Origin of the sequence: Planotetraspora sp. GP83 (genome assembly GCF_041262585.1) — a bacterium.
Taxonomy (GTDB): Bacteria; Actinomycetota; Actinomycetes; order Streptosporangiales; family Streptosporangiaceae; genus JAOEGB01.
In genome coordinates, this window is the sequence record NZ_JBGCBZ010000013.1 from 117,251 (window position 1) to 135,857 (window position 18,607).

Genomic DNA, 18,607 nt, shown 5'->3' on the forward strand with positions numbered 1-18,607 from the left:
GGACGGGGCTTTATGAGGCCGTGCAGCTGTCCTGGGTGGCGTCGAAACCCTCGACGTCATCCAGGGTCTTGGGGGGCTTCATGCCCTGCCAGTCGGCCCCCAGGACCAGGACGAGCGTCTGGGTCTGCCCGTTCTTGACCATGTAGGTGGTCGACTTCTTCAGCTCGCGGAAGAGTCGCGGCGCGCGGCCCTCCCCGTTCGGGGTGTACTTGATCACCGTTTTCGCGTACTGCTTCCTCGCGGGCGCGATCTTGACGATGTGGTAGCCGCGCTGCTCCAATTCGGCGGCGACCTGGGTGCCGAGGCCCTGCGAGCCCGTGCCGTTCTCGACGACGATGTGGATCTGCGACTTCGGGATCTTCTGTTCGCCGCTCTTGACGTTGTGGCTGATCTGGTCGGCCGCGACCATCTTGAACAGGCGATCCGCCTGCGGGTGCACCCATTCCACCCGGCCGGGACTGGTCACCGAGTAGCGCCAAGGAGTCGTGACGAACCTGATCTGCCCCGCGGTGAGGCCCTTCGCGCTCATCGCGAGGTCCTTCATGACGCCCAGTGAGAGGTCGGGATCGGTGGTGATGGACTTCGTCACCGCGTCGAGGAAGCCGAAGAGCGCCGTGGGGTTGGTCAGCGTCTCGCCGCTCATCGCCTTCTTGGCCATCGAGGCGAGGAACATCTGCTGCCGCTGGATCCGCCCGATGTCGGAGCCGTCGCCGAGGCTGTAGCGGGCCCGGACGTAGCCCAGCGCCTGCTCTCCCCTGAGAATCTGCTTCCCGGCCGGCAGGTGGAGGAGCGCCTTCTTGTCGTTGACCGCCTCGGGCAGGCAGACCTGGACGCCGCCGATCGCGTTCACCATGGCCTTGAACCCGGTGAAGTCCACCTTCACGAAGTGGTCGATGTGGATGCCGGTCAGCGCCTGGATGGTCTTCCAGGTGCAGGCGATGCCGCCGGAGTTGAACGACTCGTTGATCATGCCGATGTGCGGGCGCTGTCCCGGCACGCCCTTCTTCGGCGCGCAGGCCGGAAGCTGGACGAGCGAGTCGCGCGGAAAGCTGATCAGGAGCGCGCCGTCCCGCTTCGGGGAGATGTGGGCGAGGATGATCGTGTCGGTCCGCTCCCCGGGGAACTTGCCATATTTGGCGTTGGCTCCGTTGCGCTGGTCGGAACCGACGATCAGGATGTCCATGGCCTTGCTGATCTTGATGGGCTGGGTCCCGAGATCCGCCTTGGTCACCTGCTCATGCCGCACGTTGCCGCTGAGCTTGACGTATCCCGTGACCACGAAGGTCGCGGCTCCCACCAGTACGCCCAGGGCCGCCGACAGCGTCACCCACAACCACGCCCGCCACCTGGGGACAATGCGAGACGGCGCCGGGAGGTCCTCCGTCGGGGGCGCAGGACGGACGTCGACGAGACCCACGTTTCTTGACTCCTGAGGGTCGGACCGGGGCTTTCACCCGAGTCGAGAGCCAACAGCGGCAAAACCGGCCCAAGTGTAGCGATCGAGGCTGAAGGTCAGGTTTCACGCTCTCGAAAGCGGGCTGCAAGCGGTGATCAAGCGTCCGCTCATATCACTGTGACGTATGAGAAACCCGAAAGGTTGTGAAAAATGCTGCGCACGGCATACGTCATCGGCGTTGGGGCCGGACTCACCCTGCTGATCGGCGGCGTCTACGGCATGACCTCGTTGTACACGATGTCTTGGGGTGTGCCGGCCTTCATCGTAGGGCTGTTCGTGACGATCATCAGCTCGATCGTCCTCATCACCAAGCTCGTCAACGGCCAGGGCCCGGCCACCGGCGTCCTCGGCCAGATGAAGAGCTTCCTCGGCACGGGCAACAAGGACCTCATCGGCACCGGAGTCCCGGCGCAGGCCCTCATCACGTCGATGCGAGACACGGGCACATCGGTGAACGACCAGCTCGTCGTCGCGTTCGACCTTCAGGTCCAGCCGGCCGACGGCGTGCCGTACGTGGTGAGCCACCGGCAGATCCTGCCCCGGCTCCTGATGGGCGCCGTGCTCCCCGGCAGGCTGGTCCGCGTCTGGTCCGACCCCGCCAACCCCCAGCGCCTCGCCATCGACTGGTCGGCCCTCCCTACCCAGGCCCAGCAATCCTGACCCCCGGCTGCGCGGCGTGGACCTGACCCCGGCTGCGCGGCGTGGGACCTGGCGTCCCTCGGCGGGGCGCGGGAGCTGACGCGGGCTGCGCGGCGCGGCCTGACCCCTGGCCCGCACCCCCTCCACGAGGCGGCTCCCGCGACTTGCCTCCAGCAGTCGGCCTCCACGACTCGCCGCCGCGCGGCATGGCGAGTTGCCCTGCCATCCGCTGCGCTGAGGTTGTGCTGCGCTGGTGAGCGCGCCGGTTGCGTCTGATCCGCGTCCGCTCAGTTCTCAGACGCGGTAATTTTGTGACATATACCTTTATCAGCTGAGGGGCTACTCGTATGGCAGGTGGGATTAGTCATAGCCGCCAAATTGGTGGCGATTGACGGGAATTGGCGGCGTTATAGCGGGGCGTTTTTGTCGGTGGTGGTTGGTAGTTTTACCGTGTGATTGTCGAACGGCAGCGAATCCCCGAAGGGCTCGCGCAGATGGCGCCCGGTCCTGGGCTGGCCGCCGTCCTGGACGGTTTGGACATCGCCCGGTTGAGTGGCTACGACGCGGTGCTGGTGCTGCAAGCCTACGCCCGGCTCGAAGCGCACGTCCAAGCCCGCAAAGCCGCCGTCATGGCCGAAGTCGGCCTGTATGAGCCGTCCCCGTGCGACATGAAGAAAATGCCGCGCCCGGACAACTACTCCGCTGATGAGATCCGGGCCGCGCTGGTGTTGACCCGCCGCGCCGCCGAGCGTGAATACGTTTTCGCTTATGATCTGTCGACCCGCCTTCCCGCCGTCCGCCGGGCCCTTGCGGTGGGGGTCATCGATAAAGCCCGCGCCGTGGTTTTTCATGACTGGCTGGAGGGTGTCCCCGACCCCCTCGCCCGGGCGGTGGCCGGTCATCTGCTGCCGAAGGCGGGGACGTGCACGACCAGCCAGCTGAAAGACAAGATCAAGACGCTGCTGGTGGCCGCCGATCCGCAGTGGGCGCGGCGTAAGTATGAGCGGGCGTTGCAGCGGCGCCGCATCGAGGGCATGCGTCACGCCGACGGGACCGCGACGATCACCGGTCATCAGTTGCCCGTGGACCAGGCGGCGGCCGCCATCGCCCGGGTGGATGCCATCGCCCGGCAGACCAAACGCGCCGGACTGCACGCCCCGATCGACCACATCCGCAGCGACGTCTTCCTCGGCCTGCTCGACGGGAGCCTGACCGGTCTCGACGACGACGCCATCACCGCCGTCCTCCTCAGCAAAGCCGCCCACCCCGACCCGGTCGATACCGAAGACGACTACGACCCCTACCTCAACGACCACCCCCACAACAACGACCCCGACGACCAGCCCGATCACGACGACCAGCCCGATCACGACGCCGACGACGACCAGCGCACCGACGACCAGCGCACCGACGAGCAGCCCAACGCCGAGCAGCCCAACGCCGAGCAGCCCAACGCCGAGCAGCCCAACGCGGACGCCGACGATCAGCTCACCGACGACGCCGGCCTTCGGGACCCGGCGCACCCCCACGTCGGCAGCGGCGCCCACAACCCAGATGGCGCTCCCACCGCGGCCAGCACCCGCCGCACTCAGGGCCCCGCCAGCCACGCCGACCCGGACAACGTGGACGGCGTCCATAACTCGGCTGGAACAGGCGGTGCGGACAGTATCGACGCCTCCGACGGCACGCGGGACGGGGGCGGCCTCGCAGGATCGCACGATGGGGATGGCCCCGGCGGTGCGCAGCAGCCGAAGGGCACCCTCCGCGCGGCCAGACGGACACCGCAGACCGCGACGGCCGCCGGCACAGCAGAAGGCGCGGCAAGTGCGGGCAGCGGACGCAGCGCAGCCGAGGCCCCCACGGACGGCTCGGGCGGCTCGGGCGGCTCGGGCGAGGCCACAGACAGATCAGGGAGTGCGGTCGGTGCCGCTGCGGGCGGCTCAGGTGGCGGGGGCGGTGGGGCGGCCGCCTCGATGGCCGTGCGGGGTGGGGTGTTGGCCGGCCTGCTCGCGGGTGGGGCGGGGTTCGCGGCCGGGGAGGTGCGGGTGCGGGTCTCCACGCTGATGCACCTGGACGACCTTCCCGCTGAGCTGGCCGGGTGGGGGCCCATCCATGCCCAGCTCGCCCGCCGCCTGGCCAAACGCCAGATCAACGGCGAATGGCGGTTCGCGATCTGCGACGAGGACGGGCAACTGCTGTTCGCCGGGATCACCTCCTACCGGCCCGCCGGATGGCCCCGCCACCCCGCCAACACAACCCAGGCACCACAACCACCACCACCACCACCGGAACCACAACCCGCACCACAACGGGCGCCGGAACCGGCATCGAAATGGGTGCCGGAGCCGGCATCGCCACCGGCATCACAACGGGCGTCACAACGGGCGTCACAACGGGCATCGGACCAAGCGGCGCAACCATCACCGGCACGAACGGTGGAACGGGCATCACCGCAGGCATCGGCGGGAGCAGCGGGACAAACCGCTGAACAAGCACCGGGACGCGCAGCGGGGCGGGCGGCACGCGGGTCGGTCCGGCGGCGAGGCATCGTCGAGTTGCAGATCCCGCTCGCGCTGCTACGCCAATGGCATTCCGACCTGACCGCCCTCGGCGCCGGATGGGCCCACGTCATCACCGACATCACCCGCCAACTCGACCAGGCCACCACCGACAACCACACCACCGACACCCGCGCGGACAGCGACACCCACGCGGACAGCGACGCCCAGCAGGACACCAGCATCAACGCCAACCCCCGCGCCGAGGCCGACCCCCGCGCCGAGGCCGACCCTTGTGCTGAGGCCGAGCCCCGTGCTGAGGCCGAGGCCGAGAATGTGTGTGCCGAGGCCGCCGCAGGCCTTCCAACCGAGGACGTCCAGGCGCAGGCCGCCGACGCCGCGAACGAGAAGGATCAACCATCGGGCAGACGCCCCGTACGGGCCGGGAACACGTGCCCTGACGGTACGGATGAGCGGCGACGGTTCCCCAGGGCCGGATTGCGGCGATGGGTCCAAATCCGCGACCGCGTCTGCACCTACCCCGGCTGCCGCGCCCCCGCCAGCCGATCAGAGCTGGACCACACCCACCAGCACGGCCACGGCGGGCCGACCACCGACGGCAACCTGGGCGCCGCCTGCGCACACGACCACGACCTCCGAGACCACGGCTGGCGCGTCATCCAACCCCAACCCGGCCACCTCACCTGGATCAGCCGCACCGGCCACCGCTACCCGGTCACACCGCCACCGATCATCGAACCCCTTCCCGAACCGATCATCCAGGCCATTCCGGCCACTCCGGAGACGGTGTCGGAAGACGACCTTCCGCTCCCCTCCACCTGGGAATACGGCCCACCCTGGCTGGAGGAAGCCCAAGCCGCAGCGGACTCTGACATCGAGTCTGACTGGACGGCTGGCGACGGCTGTGGGCCTGTGGAGGAGTCTGCCGATGATCCGGGGCCGGACTTCACGCGGGATGTCCCGCCGTTCTGATTGGTCGGGCACCGCTACGTCCGCGTCGGGCAGGCCGGCGCGAGCACAGCGCAGGGCACTGGTTGGTATAACCGAGGGTGTCCGGCACGCGGTGGTAGGTGGGTCGGCTATGCCTTCCGGCGTCCGTAGCGCAGGTGGCTGCAGCGGACGGTCAGGTGACTATGGTCTGGTCCGTTCATGCAGTGTTGCCACCACCCGCGACCAGGTAACCTGCACCGCTTGTTACTCTCAGGCACCGGCGCAACGGTCATCTAGCCGCGAGGACACACGTGGATCTGCTTACCAACCCAATCAAGGACTATGCCTGGGGCTCCCGAACGGCCATCGCGGGGCTGACCGGTCGGCCCGCCTCAGGACCCGAGGCCGAGATGTGGCTGGGGGCGCACCCGTCGGGTCCGTCGCGTCTGACCAGGGACGGATCCGAGTTGACGCTGGCCGACGCCATCGCCGCCGATCCGGTGGGGGCGCTGGGGCAGCCGTCGGTCGACCGGTTCGGAGAGCGCCTGCCGTACCTGATGAAGCTGATCGCGGTGGACCGCCCGCTGTCGCTGCAGGTCCACCCCACTCCGGAGCAGGCCGCCGATGGGTTCGCCCGGGGGGACGTGAACTACTCCGATCCGTGGGCCAAGCCGGAGATGATCTGCGCTCTCACGCGGTTCTCGGGGCTGGCCGGGTTCCGGGCGGCCGACCAGGCGGCCATGCTGGTCGAGCGGCTGCACGTCGAGGCGCTCAAGCCGGTCGTGACCCAGCTGTCCCGGGGGGATGTGCTGGGGGCGCTCCGCGTGCTGCTGGCGTGGCCGGGTTCGCGGCGGGAGGTGGTCGAGTCGATCGTGTGGGCGGCGGGGGCCGTGCACCAGCCTGACTACGAGCTGGTCAGGCGGCTGGCCAGGCAGTATCCCGAGGATCCGGCCGTGCTGGCGCCCCTGCTGATGCGCCGCCACGAGCTGGCCCCCGGGGAGGCGCTCTACCTCGGCGCGGGAGTGCTTCACTGCTACCTCGACGGGTTCGGGGTGGAGATCATGGCCGGGTCGGACAACGTCCTCCGGGCCGGGCTGACGAGCAAGCCGATCGACGTCGACGAATTGCTCCGGATCACCGTGGTGGAGGCGCAGCCGCTGCCGATCACGCCGGTGGAGGGAGCTTACGTGCCGCCGTGTCCGGAGTTTCTGCTTCGTCGGATAGTCCCGGGACAGGGCCACGTCCTGGACGGGTCGGTGCCGAGGATCGTTGTCTGCACGGAGGGCACGGTCGAGGTCGGCTCCCCAATAGCGTCGCATGACCGGGCGAACCCGTCGCATGACCAGGTGAAGCTGCATCCCGGGGAGTCGGTCTTCCTTCCCGCGTCGGATGGCCCGATCCGGCTCTCCGGCGACGGGACCGCGTTCAGCGCCGAGCCTCAGGTCGGATAGCCGGCAGAGCCGCGCACGAGACGTCCGGCCCACGACCTGGGGCCGCGGCTGGCTCGCGGGATGTTCAGATCAGGTGTACGGCCAGGCCGTACCCGGCGAGGGCGGACAGGACGCCCAGCGCGAGGCCGCCGAACGCGTTGAGCGCCGCCGCCCTCAGGGAGCCGTCCTCCAGCAGCCGTACGGTCTCGAAGCCGAAGGTGCTGAAAGTGGTGAGCGCTCCGCAGAACCCGGTCCCGGCCAGGGTCATGACCACGCCGGGAGGCTGGGCGCCGGCGAGCGCTCCGAGGACGAACGAGCCGAACAGGTTGACCGACAGCGTGCCCCAGGGGAACACGCTGTCGTGTCGCCGTTGGACGAATCGGTCGATCAGGTAGCGGGCGGGCGCGCCGACCATGCCGCCCGCGAACACGAGCAGGATCGTCACCACGGGAGCCCGCTCACGGCTCGCGGTCCACGGACTCGCGGCTCACGTAGCGGTAGACCTCCACCGGTTCCACAGTGACCAGTCCTTCGGCGACCAACTCGTCCAGCTCGGCGAGGAATGCCGTGATGCGCTCCTCGGCGTCCACGATGACGATCGCCAGGGGAAGGTCCTCGCTGAGGGACAGCAGCCTGCTGGTGTGGATGAGCGAGGACGCGCCGAAGCCCTCGATCCCCCGGAACACACTGGCTCCGGCCAGGCCCCTCGCATGGGCGCGGTGCACGATCTCGGTGTAAAGCGGCCGGTGGTGGTACTGGTCGGTTTCGCCAATGAAGATCGTCAGTCGGCAGGCCGTGCCATGGAGCCTCATCCAGCCTCCCCGTGTGAGCGCTCCCCGTGTGACCGCTGCCGGAGCTGCAGGGCCGTGAGGCGGGCGATGGACATGCCCGCCCAGACCGCCACAAGGCCCCCTGCCAGGCTACAGAGCGCATAGAGCAGGGCCAGGCCGGCCGGGCGCTGGAGGATCTCGACGGTGACTGTGGAGAACGTCGTGTACCCGCCGAGGACGCCGACCCCGAAGAACGGCCGGACGTAACGGCGAGGCGGCCACACCTCCAGGACGTAGACCATCAGCAGCCCGAGCGCGAAGCAGCCGGTCACGTTGATGAGGAACGTCCCCCACGGAAAACCGCCGGGTCTGCCGGGAACGGCGGCGCCGACGAGGTAGCGGGCGACGCTGCCCAGGCCGCCTCCGAGAGCGATGACGGCGAGCACGCTCAGCGTCCGCGCCTCCCGTGCCACGCTCCTTCGAGCGAACACGTCCCGGGGAGCCGACCGCATGCGCCCCATTGTGCCGTACGGCTGGAGACGGGGGCTGCTAAGCGCTAAGCGCTAAGCGCTAAGCGCTAAGCGCTAAGCGCTAAGCGCTAAGCGCTAAGCGCTCAGCGCGGTAAGAACCTCGGAGATTCGCGGTACGTGATGTTTGTCATACGCTCCGTGAGCAAAGCGGGCCACCGGGGTAGAAGTGACTCATCGTCATCGCGCGGCCCGTTGAGGGGGAGCCATGGGGCGCTTGAGGGTTGCCGGGATCGGACTAGTGTCTTTGAGCGTCGTCGCGCTGTCCGCCTGCGCGTCTGGGGATAAAGAAGCCGAACAGCAGGTCCACGCGCGCCAGGCCAAGGCGAGCCTGGCCGCAGCGGCCTCATTGCGCAAGGCCGAGGTCGAGGTCGCGGCCAGGGTCAAGGCCAACGAGCTTGGGCAGATCCCGGTGATCATGTATCACCGGATCATCAAGAACCCGCCGCCCGGTGACGACCGCACGCCCGAACAGTTCCGGGCGGAGTTGGAGCGGCTGGCGGCGGAGAACTACGTCCCCATCACGGCGGCGGAGTACGTGACCGGGAAGATCGGCATTCCGGCCGGGACCCATCCCGTCGTGCTGACCTTCGACGACTCCTCGCCATCGCAACTCACCTTGGACGGCATGGGGGTGCCCAAGCCGGACACGGCCGTCGGCATTCTGCAGGACGTGGCCCGCAAGCATCCGGGTTTCCGCCCGGTCGCGACTTTCTACGTGATCCGCGACATGTTCGGCAAGGACAAGCAGGAGGAGAGAGTCCAGGTCCTCGCCTGGCTGAGGGACAACGGGTTCGACATCGGCAACCACACCCGTGACCACCTCAACCTTCTCGGCAAGTCGCAGGAGCAGGTGCAGGGCCAGATCGCCGCGGGGCAGAGCCTGATCACCAGCCTCATCAAGACCCCTCCCGTCACGCTGGCCCTGCCGTACGGGAACCAGCCGAGCGAGAAGAAGCTGGCGCTGCGCGGGGCGGCCTCGGGCGTGCGGTACGACTACCGTGGGGTCTTCCTCGCCGGATACACCCCCGCGCCGTCGCCGTTCACGAAGGACTTCGACCCGGTCGGCATCCCGCGCATCCGGTCCAAGGAGAAGGTCGGCGACTGCGTCAAGTTCTGCTCGACCGCCTGGCTCGACTGGCTCAACTCCAACGCGAGCGACCGCTTCACCTCGGACGGCAACGTCAACACCGTGGCGTTCCCGAAGTTCAAGGCGCCGTTCGTGGCCGCGCCCTTCGCCGCCCTGGCCCTGCCGTACTGACCTGCCGTACTGAGTTCACCGGGCCGCCTGGCGGCGGCCCTCCTCCAGGAACGCCACCACTTCCCCGGCGCCGCCCAGCTCGGAGATCCTGCGGGCGGCGCCGAAGGGCACGTTCCAGAAGGCGCCCTCGCGGGCCCGCCAGGGACCGACATAGGCGTACGGCTTGGCGATCGCCGAGTCACCCAGGGAGATTCCGTAGTTCACCTCGTCGAGGGTGATGCCGAGATCGAAGTGCTCTGGCCAGAGCACGGGCGTGACCTCGGCGGCCAGGTGGCGCAGCGCCGCGTCACCAATGGCGAGGCAGTCCGCCAGGTGCCGGGCCGCGGCCGGGTCGACGTGCAGGGTCTCGTCGAGGCCGACGCCGGAGCCGTCCGTGTAGAGGCCCTCCGGCCTACCGGCCTCGACGTCCGCCGCGCGGGCCAGCCCGGCACAGGTGGCGTCGCCGAGCGCCAGGGCGGCGCCCGTCTCGGTCACCAGCGTGTCGCCCTCGACGCGCAGGCCGGGCGCGGCGACGGTGGCGAAGCCGCCCGGGGTGACCCGCAGCCGGATGGTCCCGCTCTGGCGATACTGGGGGCCGGCCATCACCAGCTCGGCCACGCCATGCAGCGCCCGCCTCGTCGCGGACAGATCGTCGCTTGGCACTGCCGTCTCCTTCGCGCGTCCGGTCTCTCACATCATCGTGCCGGGTCGCAGAGTCTCACATCGCGCCGGGGCGTGGGACGGGCGTGCGGGGCGGGCCGCTAACCTGCGGGCATGAAGGACGATGTGGCCCTGGGGTTGAACCGGCGGCTGATCGGGCCGGAGATCGTCGCGGTCTTCTCGGTCTCGCTCGGGGCCAGCGCGCTGCTGGCGCTCATCCGCCTGATCGGCGCGCTGACCGCGCCGAAGGCGCTCAGCGGGCAGCACGCGGTGCTCGTCGGGTCGCTGGCGCCCGGCCGTCCCTGGCTGGACCTCACGCTGCACATCGCCGGCGTCGCCGTGACGGTGGCCCCCGTCGGGCTGGTCGCCTACCTGCTGGCCCGGTCGGGCGAGTCCTTCCGGACGATCGGCGTCGATTTGCGGGAGCCCGGCCGCGATCTGCTGCGCGGCGCCCTGCTGGCGGCCCTGATCGGTGGCAGCGGGCTGGCCTTCTATTTCGTGGCGTACGAGTCCGGGATCAACCTCAACGTGGTCCCGGAGAGCCTGCCGGACATCTGGTGGCGGGTGCCCATCCTGCTCCTGGAGGCCGCACAGAACGGCGTCCTGGAAGAGGTCCTCGTCAGCGGCTACCTGCTGCACCGGCTGGCGCAGCTCGGCTGGTCGCCATGGCGCTCAGTGATCGTGTCGGCGCTGCTCCGGGGTTCCTATCACCTCTACCAGGGCTTCGGGGGATTCATCGGCAATGTGGTGATGGGCCTGGTCTTCGGCCGGGTGTACCAGCGCTGGGGCCGCGCTATGCCGCTCGTCGTCGCCCACACGCTGATCGACGCCGTCGCCTTCGTCGGGTACGGCATGCTGCGCGGGCGGGTGTCCTGGCTCCCCTGATCCCGAAAGCCGCCTGCGTCCGGGATTCGCCCGAACCGACTACCCGTACCTTGGGATTTATGGGTGAGCTCGGTTCGGGGGAACGGGTGACGCGCGGGCGCCTGCGGGTCTATCTCGGCGCGGCGCCCGGCGTCGGCAAGACGTTCGCCATGCTCAGTGAGGGCCGCCGGGCGCTGGAGCGCGGCCGGGACGTCGTCGTGGGCTTCGTCGAGACCCATGGCCGGGCCCGCACGGCCGAGCTGCTCGAAGGTATGGAGATCGTCCCCCGGCGGACTGTTCCGTACCGGGGGACGACCTTCACCGAGCTGGACGCCGAGGCGGTGATCGCCCGGCGCCCGAAGATCGCGCTGATCGACGAGCTGGCGCACACGAACGTCCCCGGCTCGCGCAACGCCAAGCGCTGGGAAGACATCGAGGACATCCTCGACGCCGGGATCGACGTCGTCTCCACGGTCAACATCCAGCACCTGGAGTCGGTCAACGACGTCGTCCAGCAGATCACCGGCGTGCCGCAGCGGGAGACGGTGCCCGACGAGGTGGTACGGCGGGCCGACCAGGTGCAGCTCGTGGACATGGCGCCGGAGGCACTGCGGCGGCGGCTCGCCCACGGCAACGTCTATCTCCCGGAGAAGGTGGACGCGGCGCTGTCCAACTACTTCCGGGTGGGCAACCTCACCGCGCTGCGGGAGCTGGCGCTGCTGTGGGTCGCGGGCAAGGTGGACGAGCAGCTCGACCGCTACCGGGCCGAGCACGGCATCGCCGGGACCTGGGAGACCCGGGAGCGGGTGGTGGTCGCGCTGACCGGCGGCCCGGAGGGCGACACGCTGATCCGGCGGGCCGCCCGCATCGCCGCCAGGACCAAGGGCGCCGATCTGCTCGCCGTCCACGTCACCCGGGCAGACGGGCTGACCGGCGCCGATCCGGCCAACCTGACCAGGCAGCGGTCCCTGGTCGAGAGCATGGGCGGCACCTATCACCAGGTGGTGGGAGAGGACGTGCCGCGTGCTCTGCTCGACTTCGCCCAGGGGGTGAACGCGACCCAGCTCGTGCTGGGGGTCTCCCGGCGGGGGCGGCTGGCGCAGGTGCTCTTCCGGGGCGTGGGGGTGACCGTGACCGCGCTGTCGGGGTCCATCGACGTCCACATGATCACGCATGACCAGGTCAGCAAGGGCAGGCGCCGGTCGGCGTCCCGCGCGGCGCTCACGCGGAGCCGCCGGCTGGCGGGATGGACGCTGGCCGTCCTCGGCATCCCCGCCCTCACGGCCGCGCTGCTGCCTCTGCGGGACGCGCTGACCCTGCCGAGCCAGATTCTCCTGTTCCTGGCGGCGGTGGTCGTCGTCGCGCTCGTGGGTGGACTGTGGCCGGCGGTGACCGCGGCGGTCGGCGGATTCCTGCTGCTGAACTGGTTCTTCACGCCGCCGTTCCACACCTGGAGCGTCTCCGAACCGCAGAACCTGCTCGCCCTGATCGTGTTCGTGCTGGTCGCCGGCGCCGTCAGCGGGATAGTGGACCTGGCCGCCCGCCGTACCCGGGAGGCGTCCAGAGCGGGCGCGGACGCCGAGGTCCTGTCCACGCTGGCCGGTCACGTGCTGCGCGGCGAGGCCGCACTGCCGTCGCTGCTGTCGCGGCTCAGGGAGACGTTCGGCCTGGTCTCGGTGACCCTGCTCGAACGGCGGCCGGATGTCGAGCCGAGTGTCGGCGACAAATCCGACCCGGAGGCCTGGCGCATCGTCGCCACGACCGGGGGAGTGCCGTGCACCTCCCCGGGGGTGGCGGACACCGCGATGCGGGTCGCCGACGATCTCGTGCTGGCGCTGCGCGGACGCCTGCTCGACGCCTCCGACCGGAGAGTGCTGGAGGCGTTCGCCAACGAGGCGGCCGTGGTCCTGAGGCAGGAGCGGCTGGAGGAGGAGGCCGAGCGGGTCAGGCCGCTCGCTGAGGCCGACAAGATGCGTACGGCGCTGCTCGCGGCCGTCAGCCACGATCTCCGCACGCCGCTGGCGTCGGCCAAGGCGGCGGTGGAGAGCCTGCGCAGCGGCGAGGTCGAGTGGTCGGAGGAGGACCGCGAGGAGTTGCTCGCCACGGCTGACGAATCTTTGATCAAGCTCGATCGGCTGGTCGTGAACCTGCTCGACATGAGCCGGCTCCAGGCGGGCGTGCTCGGCGTGTGGCCCGAGCCCATCGCGCTGGAGGAGGTCGTCCCGAAGGCGATCGGCGACCTGGGGCCCTTGAGCGGCCGCGTCGAAGAGGACATCGCCCCGGACCTGCCCGAGATCGTCGCCGATCCGGCCCTGCTGGAGCGCATCCTGGTCAACGTGGTGTCGAACGCCGTCCGGTACAGCCCGGCGGACGGCACGACGCTCGTCACCGCGAGCGCGCACGGCGACCACGTCGAGGTCCGGGTGATCGACCGGGGTCCGGGCATCCCGCGCGAGGCGCACGACCGGGTCTTCCTGCCGTTCCAGCGGCTCGGCGATCGTGACAACCACACCGGCGTGGGCCTCGGCCTGGCGCTCTCGCGTGGGCTGGCGGAGGCCATGGGCGGCACCCTGACGCCCGAGGAGACCCCGGGCGGCGGCCTCACCATGATCCTCACGCTGCCGATCTGGTCGGGGGCGAAAGCCGTACAGACCGGGAAGGGCGTGGAGGCCGGGAGGGGCGTGGAGGAGGCGCGGGGCCAGGCGTCCGGCGCTTAGCCGATTAGCCGAATTATGGTGACTTAGCTTTATTTTTCGGGATGAATCGCCCGAGGTGTGCCAAATGAATGGGTGTGGCGCGCCTGATTGCGATAGCGCCCGATCCCGGTGCATGGTTGACGTGCCGCCGCCAATCGCCTGCACGACTGGATGAGCGACAGGTCCACATCCCCCCGGCAAACCGGCCTCACGGGCCGACTCACGCGGGGATTTCACATGAGGCACATTTCAGTGCGCACGCCACGTCAACCGGCGTCCATACTCGGAGTCATGGACTCTGTTTTATCGGGCGAACGCCACACGGCTGACCGCCGCAGAAGGCCCGTAGAGCATCGAGGTCAGCGCCGCCCGCCCCTGCGGCGTGGCGTCCGTCTCCTTCCCACGCGACCGGTATCCGTACGACCGGTATCCGTACGGCCGGGCCTGGCCGGTCTCGCCCGACCGGCCGTGACCGACCGGCGGCCGGTTCGCCGAACGCCGGAGCCGTTGTGGCGGGCGAAGCAGGGCCCTGCCCGGCGGGGAGAGCAGAGCCCCGATCAGCGGGGAAATCAGGTCCCGGCTCGGCGGGAAAAGCAGGGACCGGGGCAGCCGGGAAAGAGCGTGCGGATCTCGGGGAGCCACGGCGTTTTATTACTTCGGCCTCCCGGCCCGGGGGCTGAGCCGCCCGCAGCCGGATTATCCGGCGCCTTATTACTCAGGTCTCCGCGCCCGAGGGCTGAGCCGGCTTCCGGCGAGGGCGCGGAGACCACCCCACACCAGTCCACGAACACCTGCGGTCTCCGTCCCTCGGGCGCACCCTCGTCATGCATGATCACGCGGCAAGGGCGGGGCGGAAGGGGGCCACATCTTCTTCCCTTACTTGACCGGCGCGCTAGGCGAGACAGCGCAGCGCGCTGCGGACATGGCGATCCAAGGGGTGCTCGGCGGGCAGTCTGCTGACCGTCGCCTCGATGAAGTCGGCCGGGGACAGATCCACCGTCGCGGAGTTCACGCGCACTCTGAGCTGCCGGCCCACGCGCTCGACCTGAACATCGGAACCCCGCTCCGCCAGGGCGAACAGGCCCACCTCGACCCGCCATTCGACCCGGGCGGCGGCCTCCTCGTCCCCGACGGGGGCACCGACGTCGTCGGCGTGCGTGGCGTACTCGGAGTCGTAGTGGAAGGTCTGCAGGCCCACCGGATAGGGCCCGGCGGAGGTCCCGAGGGTCGCGTCGCGGCCGAGGGCCCGCATCCGCTCGCGGGTCTCGGCGTTCTTGTCCCGCCATTCCTGCAAGACCTGTTCGACCGGCAGGCCGTGGCGCTTGCGGACGCACCACTCGTTGAAGTCCACGAACCCCCCGCGGACGCCTTCCCGCTCCAGCATCTCGAAGAACCCCTCGATGTCCCCGTCGAGACAGGCGTGGTTGTAGAGCTCCTCCCCGGCGAGATGGGCGAGGACGTCGCGGACCGACCACCCCTCACACCGGGACGGGCGGTTCCACGCCTTCTCGTCCAGCGAGGAGAAATATCGGTCCAGCCGCGTGGCCTCGGTGTCGAAGATGTCGAACGGGTCCAGACCGGCCAGCGGATCGGATGCAGAGGTCATGTTCACAGCGTTACCCCTGTACGGCCCGCCTTCACCAGGTGACCAGGGCGGGGTGACGGGGGTCCTCGACCCGGACGGCCACGTCGGCGACCTTCGCCGGCTCGACCTCCCGCTCGTAGCGTTCATAGGCCGGGAGCGTCCAGCGCTCCTCCTCGTCCGTACGGCGGGCCAGCGCCGCCGGCGACAGGGACAGATGCACGGTCAGGTCGAACGGCAGGCCGCGCCCGAGCAGCAGAGCCCCGTCGAGCAGCAGCACCCCGCCCGGAGGCAGGGTGACGTAGGCCGCGCGGGTCGCCCGGTCCCTGGCGCTGTCCCACAGCGCGGGCAGGACCCTGCCCGTACGGCCGGGCCCGAGCGGGGCGAGGACCTCCCGGGTCAGTCCGCCGAGATCGAGCCACTCCGCGTAGAACACGTCGGGGTCCGTACGGCCGAACTCGAAGCGCAGCGAGGCCGGGCGCAGGAAGCCGGCGGCCGACACCCGCAGGACCTCACGGCCGCGCAGGCGCAGCGGCCCGGCCAGGTCGTCGGCCAGCCGTCCGGGACGCGCCGGGGGAGCGCCGTCGACGGCGACCCGCACCCAGGAGTCGCGCGGTGCCGAGGCGATCCGGTCGGCGAGCTCCTCGACGAGGAGCGACGGGGAGACGGGTCGGGCGCGCATATGACCATCATCCCTTGGGCCGAGGACCAAGGTCCTTCGCGGCCGGGTCCGCCGCCCCTACGGCGAGACGTCCCGATTCGGGAGGCTTCAGGAGTTCCCCGCTTCTCCTTGTGGAGCCCCCGATGGATGTCCTTGACCTCTCACGCTGGCAGTTCGGCATCACGACCGTCTACCACTTCCTCTTCGTGCCCCTGACGATCGGCCTGTCGATCATCGTCGCCGGGTTGCAGACGGCCTGGTACCGCACCGGCAAGCCCGCCTACCTGCGCTTGACCCGGTTCTGGGGCCGTCTGTTCCTGATCAACTTCGCGATGGGCGTGGTCACCGGCATCGTGCAGGAGTTCCAGTTCGGGATGAACTGGAGTGAGTACTCCCGGTTCGTCGGTGACGTGTTCGGCGCGCCGCTGGCCATGGAAGGGCTGATGGCCTTTTTCCTGGAGTCGACCTTCCTCGGGTTGTGGATCTTCGGCTGGGAGAAGCTGCCGCCCAGACTCCACCTGGCCACGATCTGGCTGGCCGCGATCGGCACGAACATCTCCGCGTACTTCATCCTGGCGGCCAACTCCTGGATGCAGCACCCGGTCGGCTACCGCCTCAACCCCGCGACCGGCCGGGCCGAGCTGACGGACATCTGGGCCGTGCTGACCAACTCCACCACCCTGGTGACCTTCCCACACGTGATCTTCGGCGCGTTCGTCACGGCGGGCGCGTTCGTCATCGGGATCAGCGCCTGGCAGCTCGCCCGCAAGCGCGACGTCGACCTGTTCCGCACGTCGGCCCGGATGGCGATGGCCGTCACCCTGGTCGCCTCCGCCGGAGTCGCGTTCTCGGGGCACTGGCAGGCGCAGATCATGACCGAGCAGCAGCCGATGAAGATGGCGGCGGCCGAGGCGCTGTGGGAGGACGAGACCTCCGCGGGCTTCTCCCTGTTCGCGGTGGGCGACGTCAAGAACGGCCGCAACCACATCAACATCCAGGTGCCGTACGGCCTGAGCATCCTGTCCACCAACACCCTCGACGGCAAGGTGGAGGGCATCAACGACATCCAGGCCCGCTACCAGAGCAAGTACGGCCCCGGCGACTACCGGCCGGTGGTGGGCATCGCGTACTGGTCGTTCCGCCTGATGATCGGTTTCGGGGCGCTGGCCGGGCTGCTCGCCCTCGCCGGGCTCTGGCTGACGAGGCGGGGGCGGCTGCCCGCGAATCCCTGGTTCTACCGCCTGGCGGTGTTCGGCATCGGCCTGCCGTTCCTCGCGAACAGCCTCGGCTGGATCTTCACCGAGATCGGCCGCCAGCCGTGGACCGTCTTCGGGATCATGCGCACCGCCGCGGCCGTGTCGCCGGGCTCGGACGTGGCCGAGGTCGCCATCACGCTGGTGGGCTTCACCCTGGTCTACGCCGTGCTCGCGGTCATCGAGGTCCGCCTGCTGCTGAAGTTCATCCGTCTCGGCCCCGAGCCCGAGGACGAGCCGGACCAGCCTGCCGACACCGTCCCCGCCCTCTCCTACTGAGCCTTCCCGGCATCTTCTCGCAGAGGTACAGACCCATGGAACTCACCACTGTCTGGTTCGTGCTCATCGCCGTGCTGTGGACCGGTTACTTCATGCTGGAGGGCTTCGACTTCGGCGTCGGAATCCTGCTGCCCTTCATGGGGCGTGACGAGGCCGACCGCAAGACGCTCGTGGCGTCGATCGGCCCGGTCTGGGACGGCAACGAGGTGTGGCTGCTCGTCGCCGGAGGCGCCACCTTCGCGGCCTTCCCCGAGTGGTACGCCACCTTGTTCAGCGGCTTCTACCTGCCGCTCTTCCTCATCCTGCTCGCGCTGATCGTGCGCGGCGTCGCCCTGGAGTACCGCAGCAAGAGCGACAGCTCCAAGGGCTGGGACCGGGCCTTCTTCTGGGGGTCGCTCGGCCCGGCCTTCCTGTGGGGCGTGGCCTTCGCCAACATCGTGCGCGGAGTGCCGCTCGACAAGGGCCATGAGTACACCGGCACGCTCTTCACCCTGCTCAACCCCTACGCGCTCCTCGGCGGCCTGGCCACGCTCGCGCTCTTCACCCTGCACGGCGCGGTGTTCTTGACCTTGAAGACCACGGGCGACCTGCGCGACCGGGCCAAGCGGCTGACCCGGGTGATCGGCCCGGTCGCGCTGGCCGCCGGCGGGCTCTTCCTCGTGGCGACGCAACTCCTCGTCGGCAAGCCCGTCACCTGGCTCAGCGTGGCGGTCGCCGCGGCCGGGATCGCGGGCGCGGTCGTCGCGACGTACCGAGGCAGGGACGGCTGGGCGTTCGCGGCCAACGCCGTCGCCATCGTGGCCGTCACGGTCACGTTGTTCGGGAACCTGTGGCCCAACGTCATGCCCGCGATCGACCCGGCCAACAGCCTGACGGTGCACAACGCGTCGTCCACGCCGTACACGCTGGGCGTGATGACGTGGGTCGCGGCGATCTTCACTCCGGTCGTCCTGGCCTACCAGGGCTGGACCTACTGGATCTTCCGCCAGCGGCTCCGCTGACCGGCGGCGGGCCGGCTTCTGACCCGCTACGGACGGAGAACAGGTCCTCGGTAGGTCGCCGAGGGCCTTCCCGCCGACTGCCGGCCGTACGGCGGTCATT

Annotated in this window: 16 protein-coding genes; 8 read left to right on the plus strand and 8 right to left on the minus strand. The window is 69.6% G+C overall.

Annotation, left to right across the window (positions count from 1 at the left end; all coding sequences use genetic code 11):
* Window positions 1-10: 10 nt before the first annotated feature.
* Complete coding sequence (locus ABH927_RS19680; protein ID WP_370023562.1) at window positions 11-1,417, minus strand: LCP family protein; 1,407 nt, start codon at window positions 1,415-1,417, stop codon at window positions 11-13.
* Between the two features lie 189 nt (window positions 1,418-1,606).
* On the opposite strand from ABH927_RS19680, the gene ABH927_RS19685 reads away from it, so the two are divergent.
* The 3 genes from ABH927_RS19685 to manA all read left to right on the plus strand — a co-directional run bounded on the left by ABH927_RS19685 (window position 1,607) and on the right by manA (window position 6,995).
* Complete coding sequence (locus ABH927_RS19685) at window positions 1,607-2,116, plus strand: hypothetical protein (protein ID WP_370023564.1); 510 nt, start codon at window positions 1,607-1,609, stop codon at window positions 2,114-2,116.
* Between the two features lie 431 nt (window positions 2,117-2,547).
* Window positions 2,548-5,586, plus strand: coding sequence for a DUF222 domain-containing protein (locus tag ABH927_RS19690; protein WP_370023565.1), 3,039 nt, complete (start codon window positions 2,548-2,550; stop codon window positions 5,584-5,586).
* A gap of 269 nt (window positions 5,587-5,855) precedes the next feature.
* Entirely contained in the window at window positions 5,856-6,995 is a 1,140-nt protein-coding gene (gene manA, locus ABH927_RS19695) for a mannose-6-phosphate isomerase, class I (protein WP_370023566.1), read from the plus strand.
* Between the two features lie 64 nt (window positions 6,996-7,059).
* Here manA and crcB (ABH927_RS19700) read toward each other — a convergent pair whose 3' ends face one another.
* Genes crcB (ABH927_RS19700) through crcB (ABH927_RS19710) form a run of 3 tightly spaced genes read right to left on the minus strand, consistent with a single transcriptional unit; the run spans window position 7,060 to window position 8,256 of the window.
* Window positions 7,060-7,419 (minus strand): fluoride efflux transporter CrcB, encoded by a 360-nt coding sequence (gene crcB, locus ABH927_RS19700; protein ID WP_370023568.1) that lies wholly within the window; start codon window positions 7,417-7,419, stop codon window positions 7,060-7,062.
* 13 nt (window positions 7,420-7,432) lie between these two features.
* On the minus strand, window positions 7,433-7,786 hold the full coding sequence (locus ABH927_RS19705; protein ID WP_370023569.1) for a DUF190 domain-containing protein: 354 nt from the start codon (window positions 7,784-7,786) through the stop codon (window positions 7,433-7,435).
* On the minus strand, window positions 7,783-8,256 hold the full coding sequence (gene crcB, locus ABH927_RS19710; RefSeq protein ID WP_370023571.1) for a fluoride efflux transporter CrcB: 474 nt from the start codon (window positions 8,254-8,256) through the stop codon (window positions 7,783-7,785). The genes ABH927_RS19705 and crcB (ABH927_RS19710) overlap by 4 nt, the downstream gene beginning before the upstream one ends.
* Before the next feature lie 256 nt (window positions 8,257-8,512).
* Here crcB (ABH927_RS19710) and ABH927_RS19715 point away from each other — a divergent pair, with 256 nt between their 5' ends.
* Window positions 8,513-9,532: a polysaccharide deacetylase family protein gene (locus tag ABH927_RS19715; RefSeq protein WP_370023574.1), complete on the plus strand. Its 1,020-nt coding sequence runs from the start codon at window positions 8,513-8,515 to the stop codon at window positions 9,530-9,532.
* A 15-nt stretch (window positions 9,533-9,547) separates the two neighbouring features.
* Here the strand turns inward: ABH927_RS19715 and ABH927_RS19720 are convergent, their stop codons facing one another.
* Complete coding sequence (locus ABH927_RS19720; RefSeq protein ID WP_370023576.1) at window positions 9,548-10,174, minus strand: hypothetical protein; 627 nt, start codon at window positions 10,172-10,174, stop codon at window positions 9,548-9,550.
* A 111-nt stretch (window positions 10,175-10,285) separates the two neighbouring features.
* Between ABH927_RS19720 and ABH927_RS19725 the strand changes: the two genes are divergently transcribed.
* Together ABH927_RS19725 and ABH927_RS19730 are read left to right on the plus strand one after the other, a co-directional pair.
* Window positions 10,286-11,056 carry a CPBP family intramembrane glutamic endopeptidase gene (locus ABH927_RS19725; RefSeq protein ID WP_370023578.1) on the plus strand — a complete coding sequence of 257 codons (771 nt, stop codon included), beginning with the start codon at window positions 10,286-10,288 and terminating at the stop codon, window positions 11,054-11,056.
* Window positions 11,057-11,115: 59 nt separating this feature from the next.
* On the plus strand, window positions 11,116-13,752 hold the full coding sequence (locus ABH927_RS19730; protein ID WP_370023580.1) for a DUF4118 domain-containing protein: 2,637 nt from the start codon (window positions 11,116-11,118) through the stop codon (window positions 13,750-13,752).
* 282 nt (window positions 13,753-14,034) lie between these two features.
* Here ABH927_RS19730 and ABH927_RS19735 read toward each other — a convergent pair whose 3' ends face one another.
* From ABH927_RS19735 to ABH927_RS19745, 3 genes are all read right to left on the minus strand, one after another.
* Window positions 14,035-14,373: a hypothetical protein gene (locus tag ABH927_RS19735; RefSeq protein ID WP_370023581.1), complete on the minus strand. Its 339-nt coding sequence runs from the start codon at window positions 14,371-14,373 to the stop codon at window positions 14,035-14,037.
* Between the two features lie 250 nt (window positions 14,374-14,623).
* Window positions 14,624-15,337: a maleylpyruvate isomerase family mycothiol-dependent enzyme gene (locus ABH927_RS19740; RefSeq protein ID WP_370023583.1), complete on the minus strand. Its 714-nt coding sequence runs from the start codon at window positions 15,335-15,337 to the stop codon at window positions 14,624-14,626.
* Between the two features lie 31 nt (window positions 15,338-15,368).
* Window positions 15,369-15,995, minus strand: a complete 627-nt coding sequence (locus tag ABH927_RS19745; protein WP_370023585.1) for a uridine kinase — start codon at window positions 15,993-15,995, stop codon at window positions 15,369-15,371.
* A 122-nt stretch (window positions 15,996-16,117) separates the two neighbouring features.
* Between ABH927_RS19745 and ABH927_RS19750 the strand changes: the two genes are divergently transcribed.
* Together ABH927_RS19750 and cydB are read left to right on the plus strand one after the other, a co-directional pair.
* Entirely contained in the window at window positions 16,118-17,506 is a 1,389-nt protein-coding gene (locus ABH927_RS19750; RefSeq protein ID WP_370023587.1) for a cytochrome ubiquinol oxidase subunit I, read from the plus strand.
* A 35-nt stretch (window positions 17,507-17,541) separates the two neighbouring features.
* Window positions 17,542-18,507: a cytochrome d ubiquinol oxidase subunit II gene (gene cydB / locus ABH927_RS19755; protein ID WP_370023589.1), complete on the plus strand. Its 966-nt coding sequence runs from the start codon at window positions 17,542-17,544 to the stop codon at window positions 18,505-18,507.
* Window positions 18,508-18,607 lie beyond the last annotated feature (100 nt).

What these genes read in the sequence shown, in the direction of transcription:
- ABH927_RS19725 (WP_370023578.1), top strand. Translation starts at nt 10,286, where the DNA reads ATGAAGGACGATGTGGCCCTGGGGTTGAACCGGCGGCTGATCGGGCCG.
- ABH927_RS19750 (WP_370023587.1), top strand. Translation starts at nt 16,118, where the DNA reads ATGGATGTCCTTGACCTCTCACGCTGGCAGTTCGGCATCACGACCGTC.
- cydB (WP_370023589.1), top strand. Translation starts at nt 17,542, where the DNA reads ATGGAACTCACCACTGTCTGGTTCGTGCTCATCGCCGTGCTGTGGACC.
- ABH927_RS19740 (WP_370023583.1), bottom strand. Translation starts at nt 15,337, where the DNA reads ATGACCTCTGCATCCGATCCGCTGGCCGGTCTGGACCCGTTCGACATC.
- crcB (WP_370023571.1), bottom strand. Translation starts at nt 8,256, where the DNA reads ATGCGGTCGGCTCCCCGGGACGTGTTCGCTCGAAGGAGCGTGGCACGG.
- ABH927_RS19685 (WP_370023564.1), top strand. Translation starts at nt 1,607, where the DNA reads ATGCTGCGCACGGCATACGTCATCGGCGTTGGGGCCGGACTCACCCTG.
- ABH927_RS19730 (WP_370023580.1), top strand. Translation starts at nt 11,116, where the DNA reads ATGGGTGAGCTCGGTTCGGGGGAACGGGTGACGCGCGGGCGCCTGCGG.
- ABH927_RS19745 (WP_370023585.1), bottom strand. Translation starts at nt 15,995, where the DNA reads ATGCGCGCCCGACCCGTCTCCCCGTCGCTCCTCGTCGAGGAGCTCGCC.
- ABH927_RS19705 (WP_370023569.1), bottom strand. Translation starts at nt 7,786, where the DNA reads ATGAGGCTCCATGGCACGGCCTGCCGACTGACGATCTTCATTGGCGAA.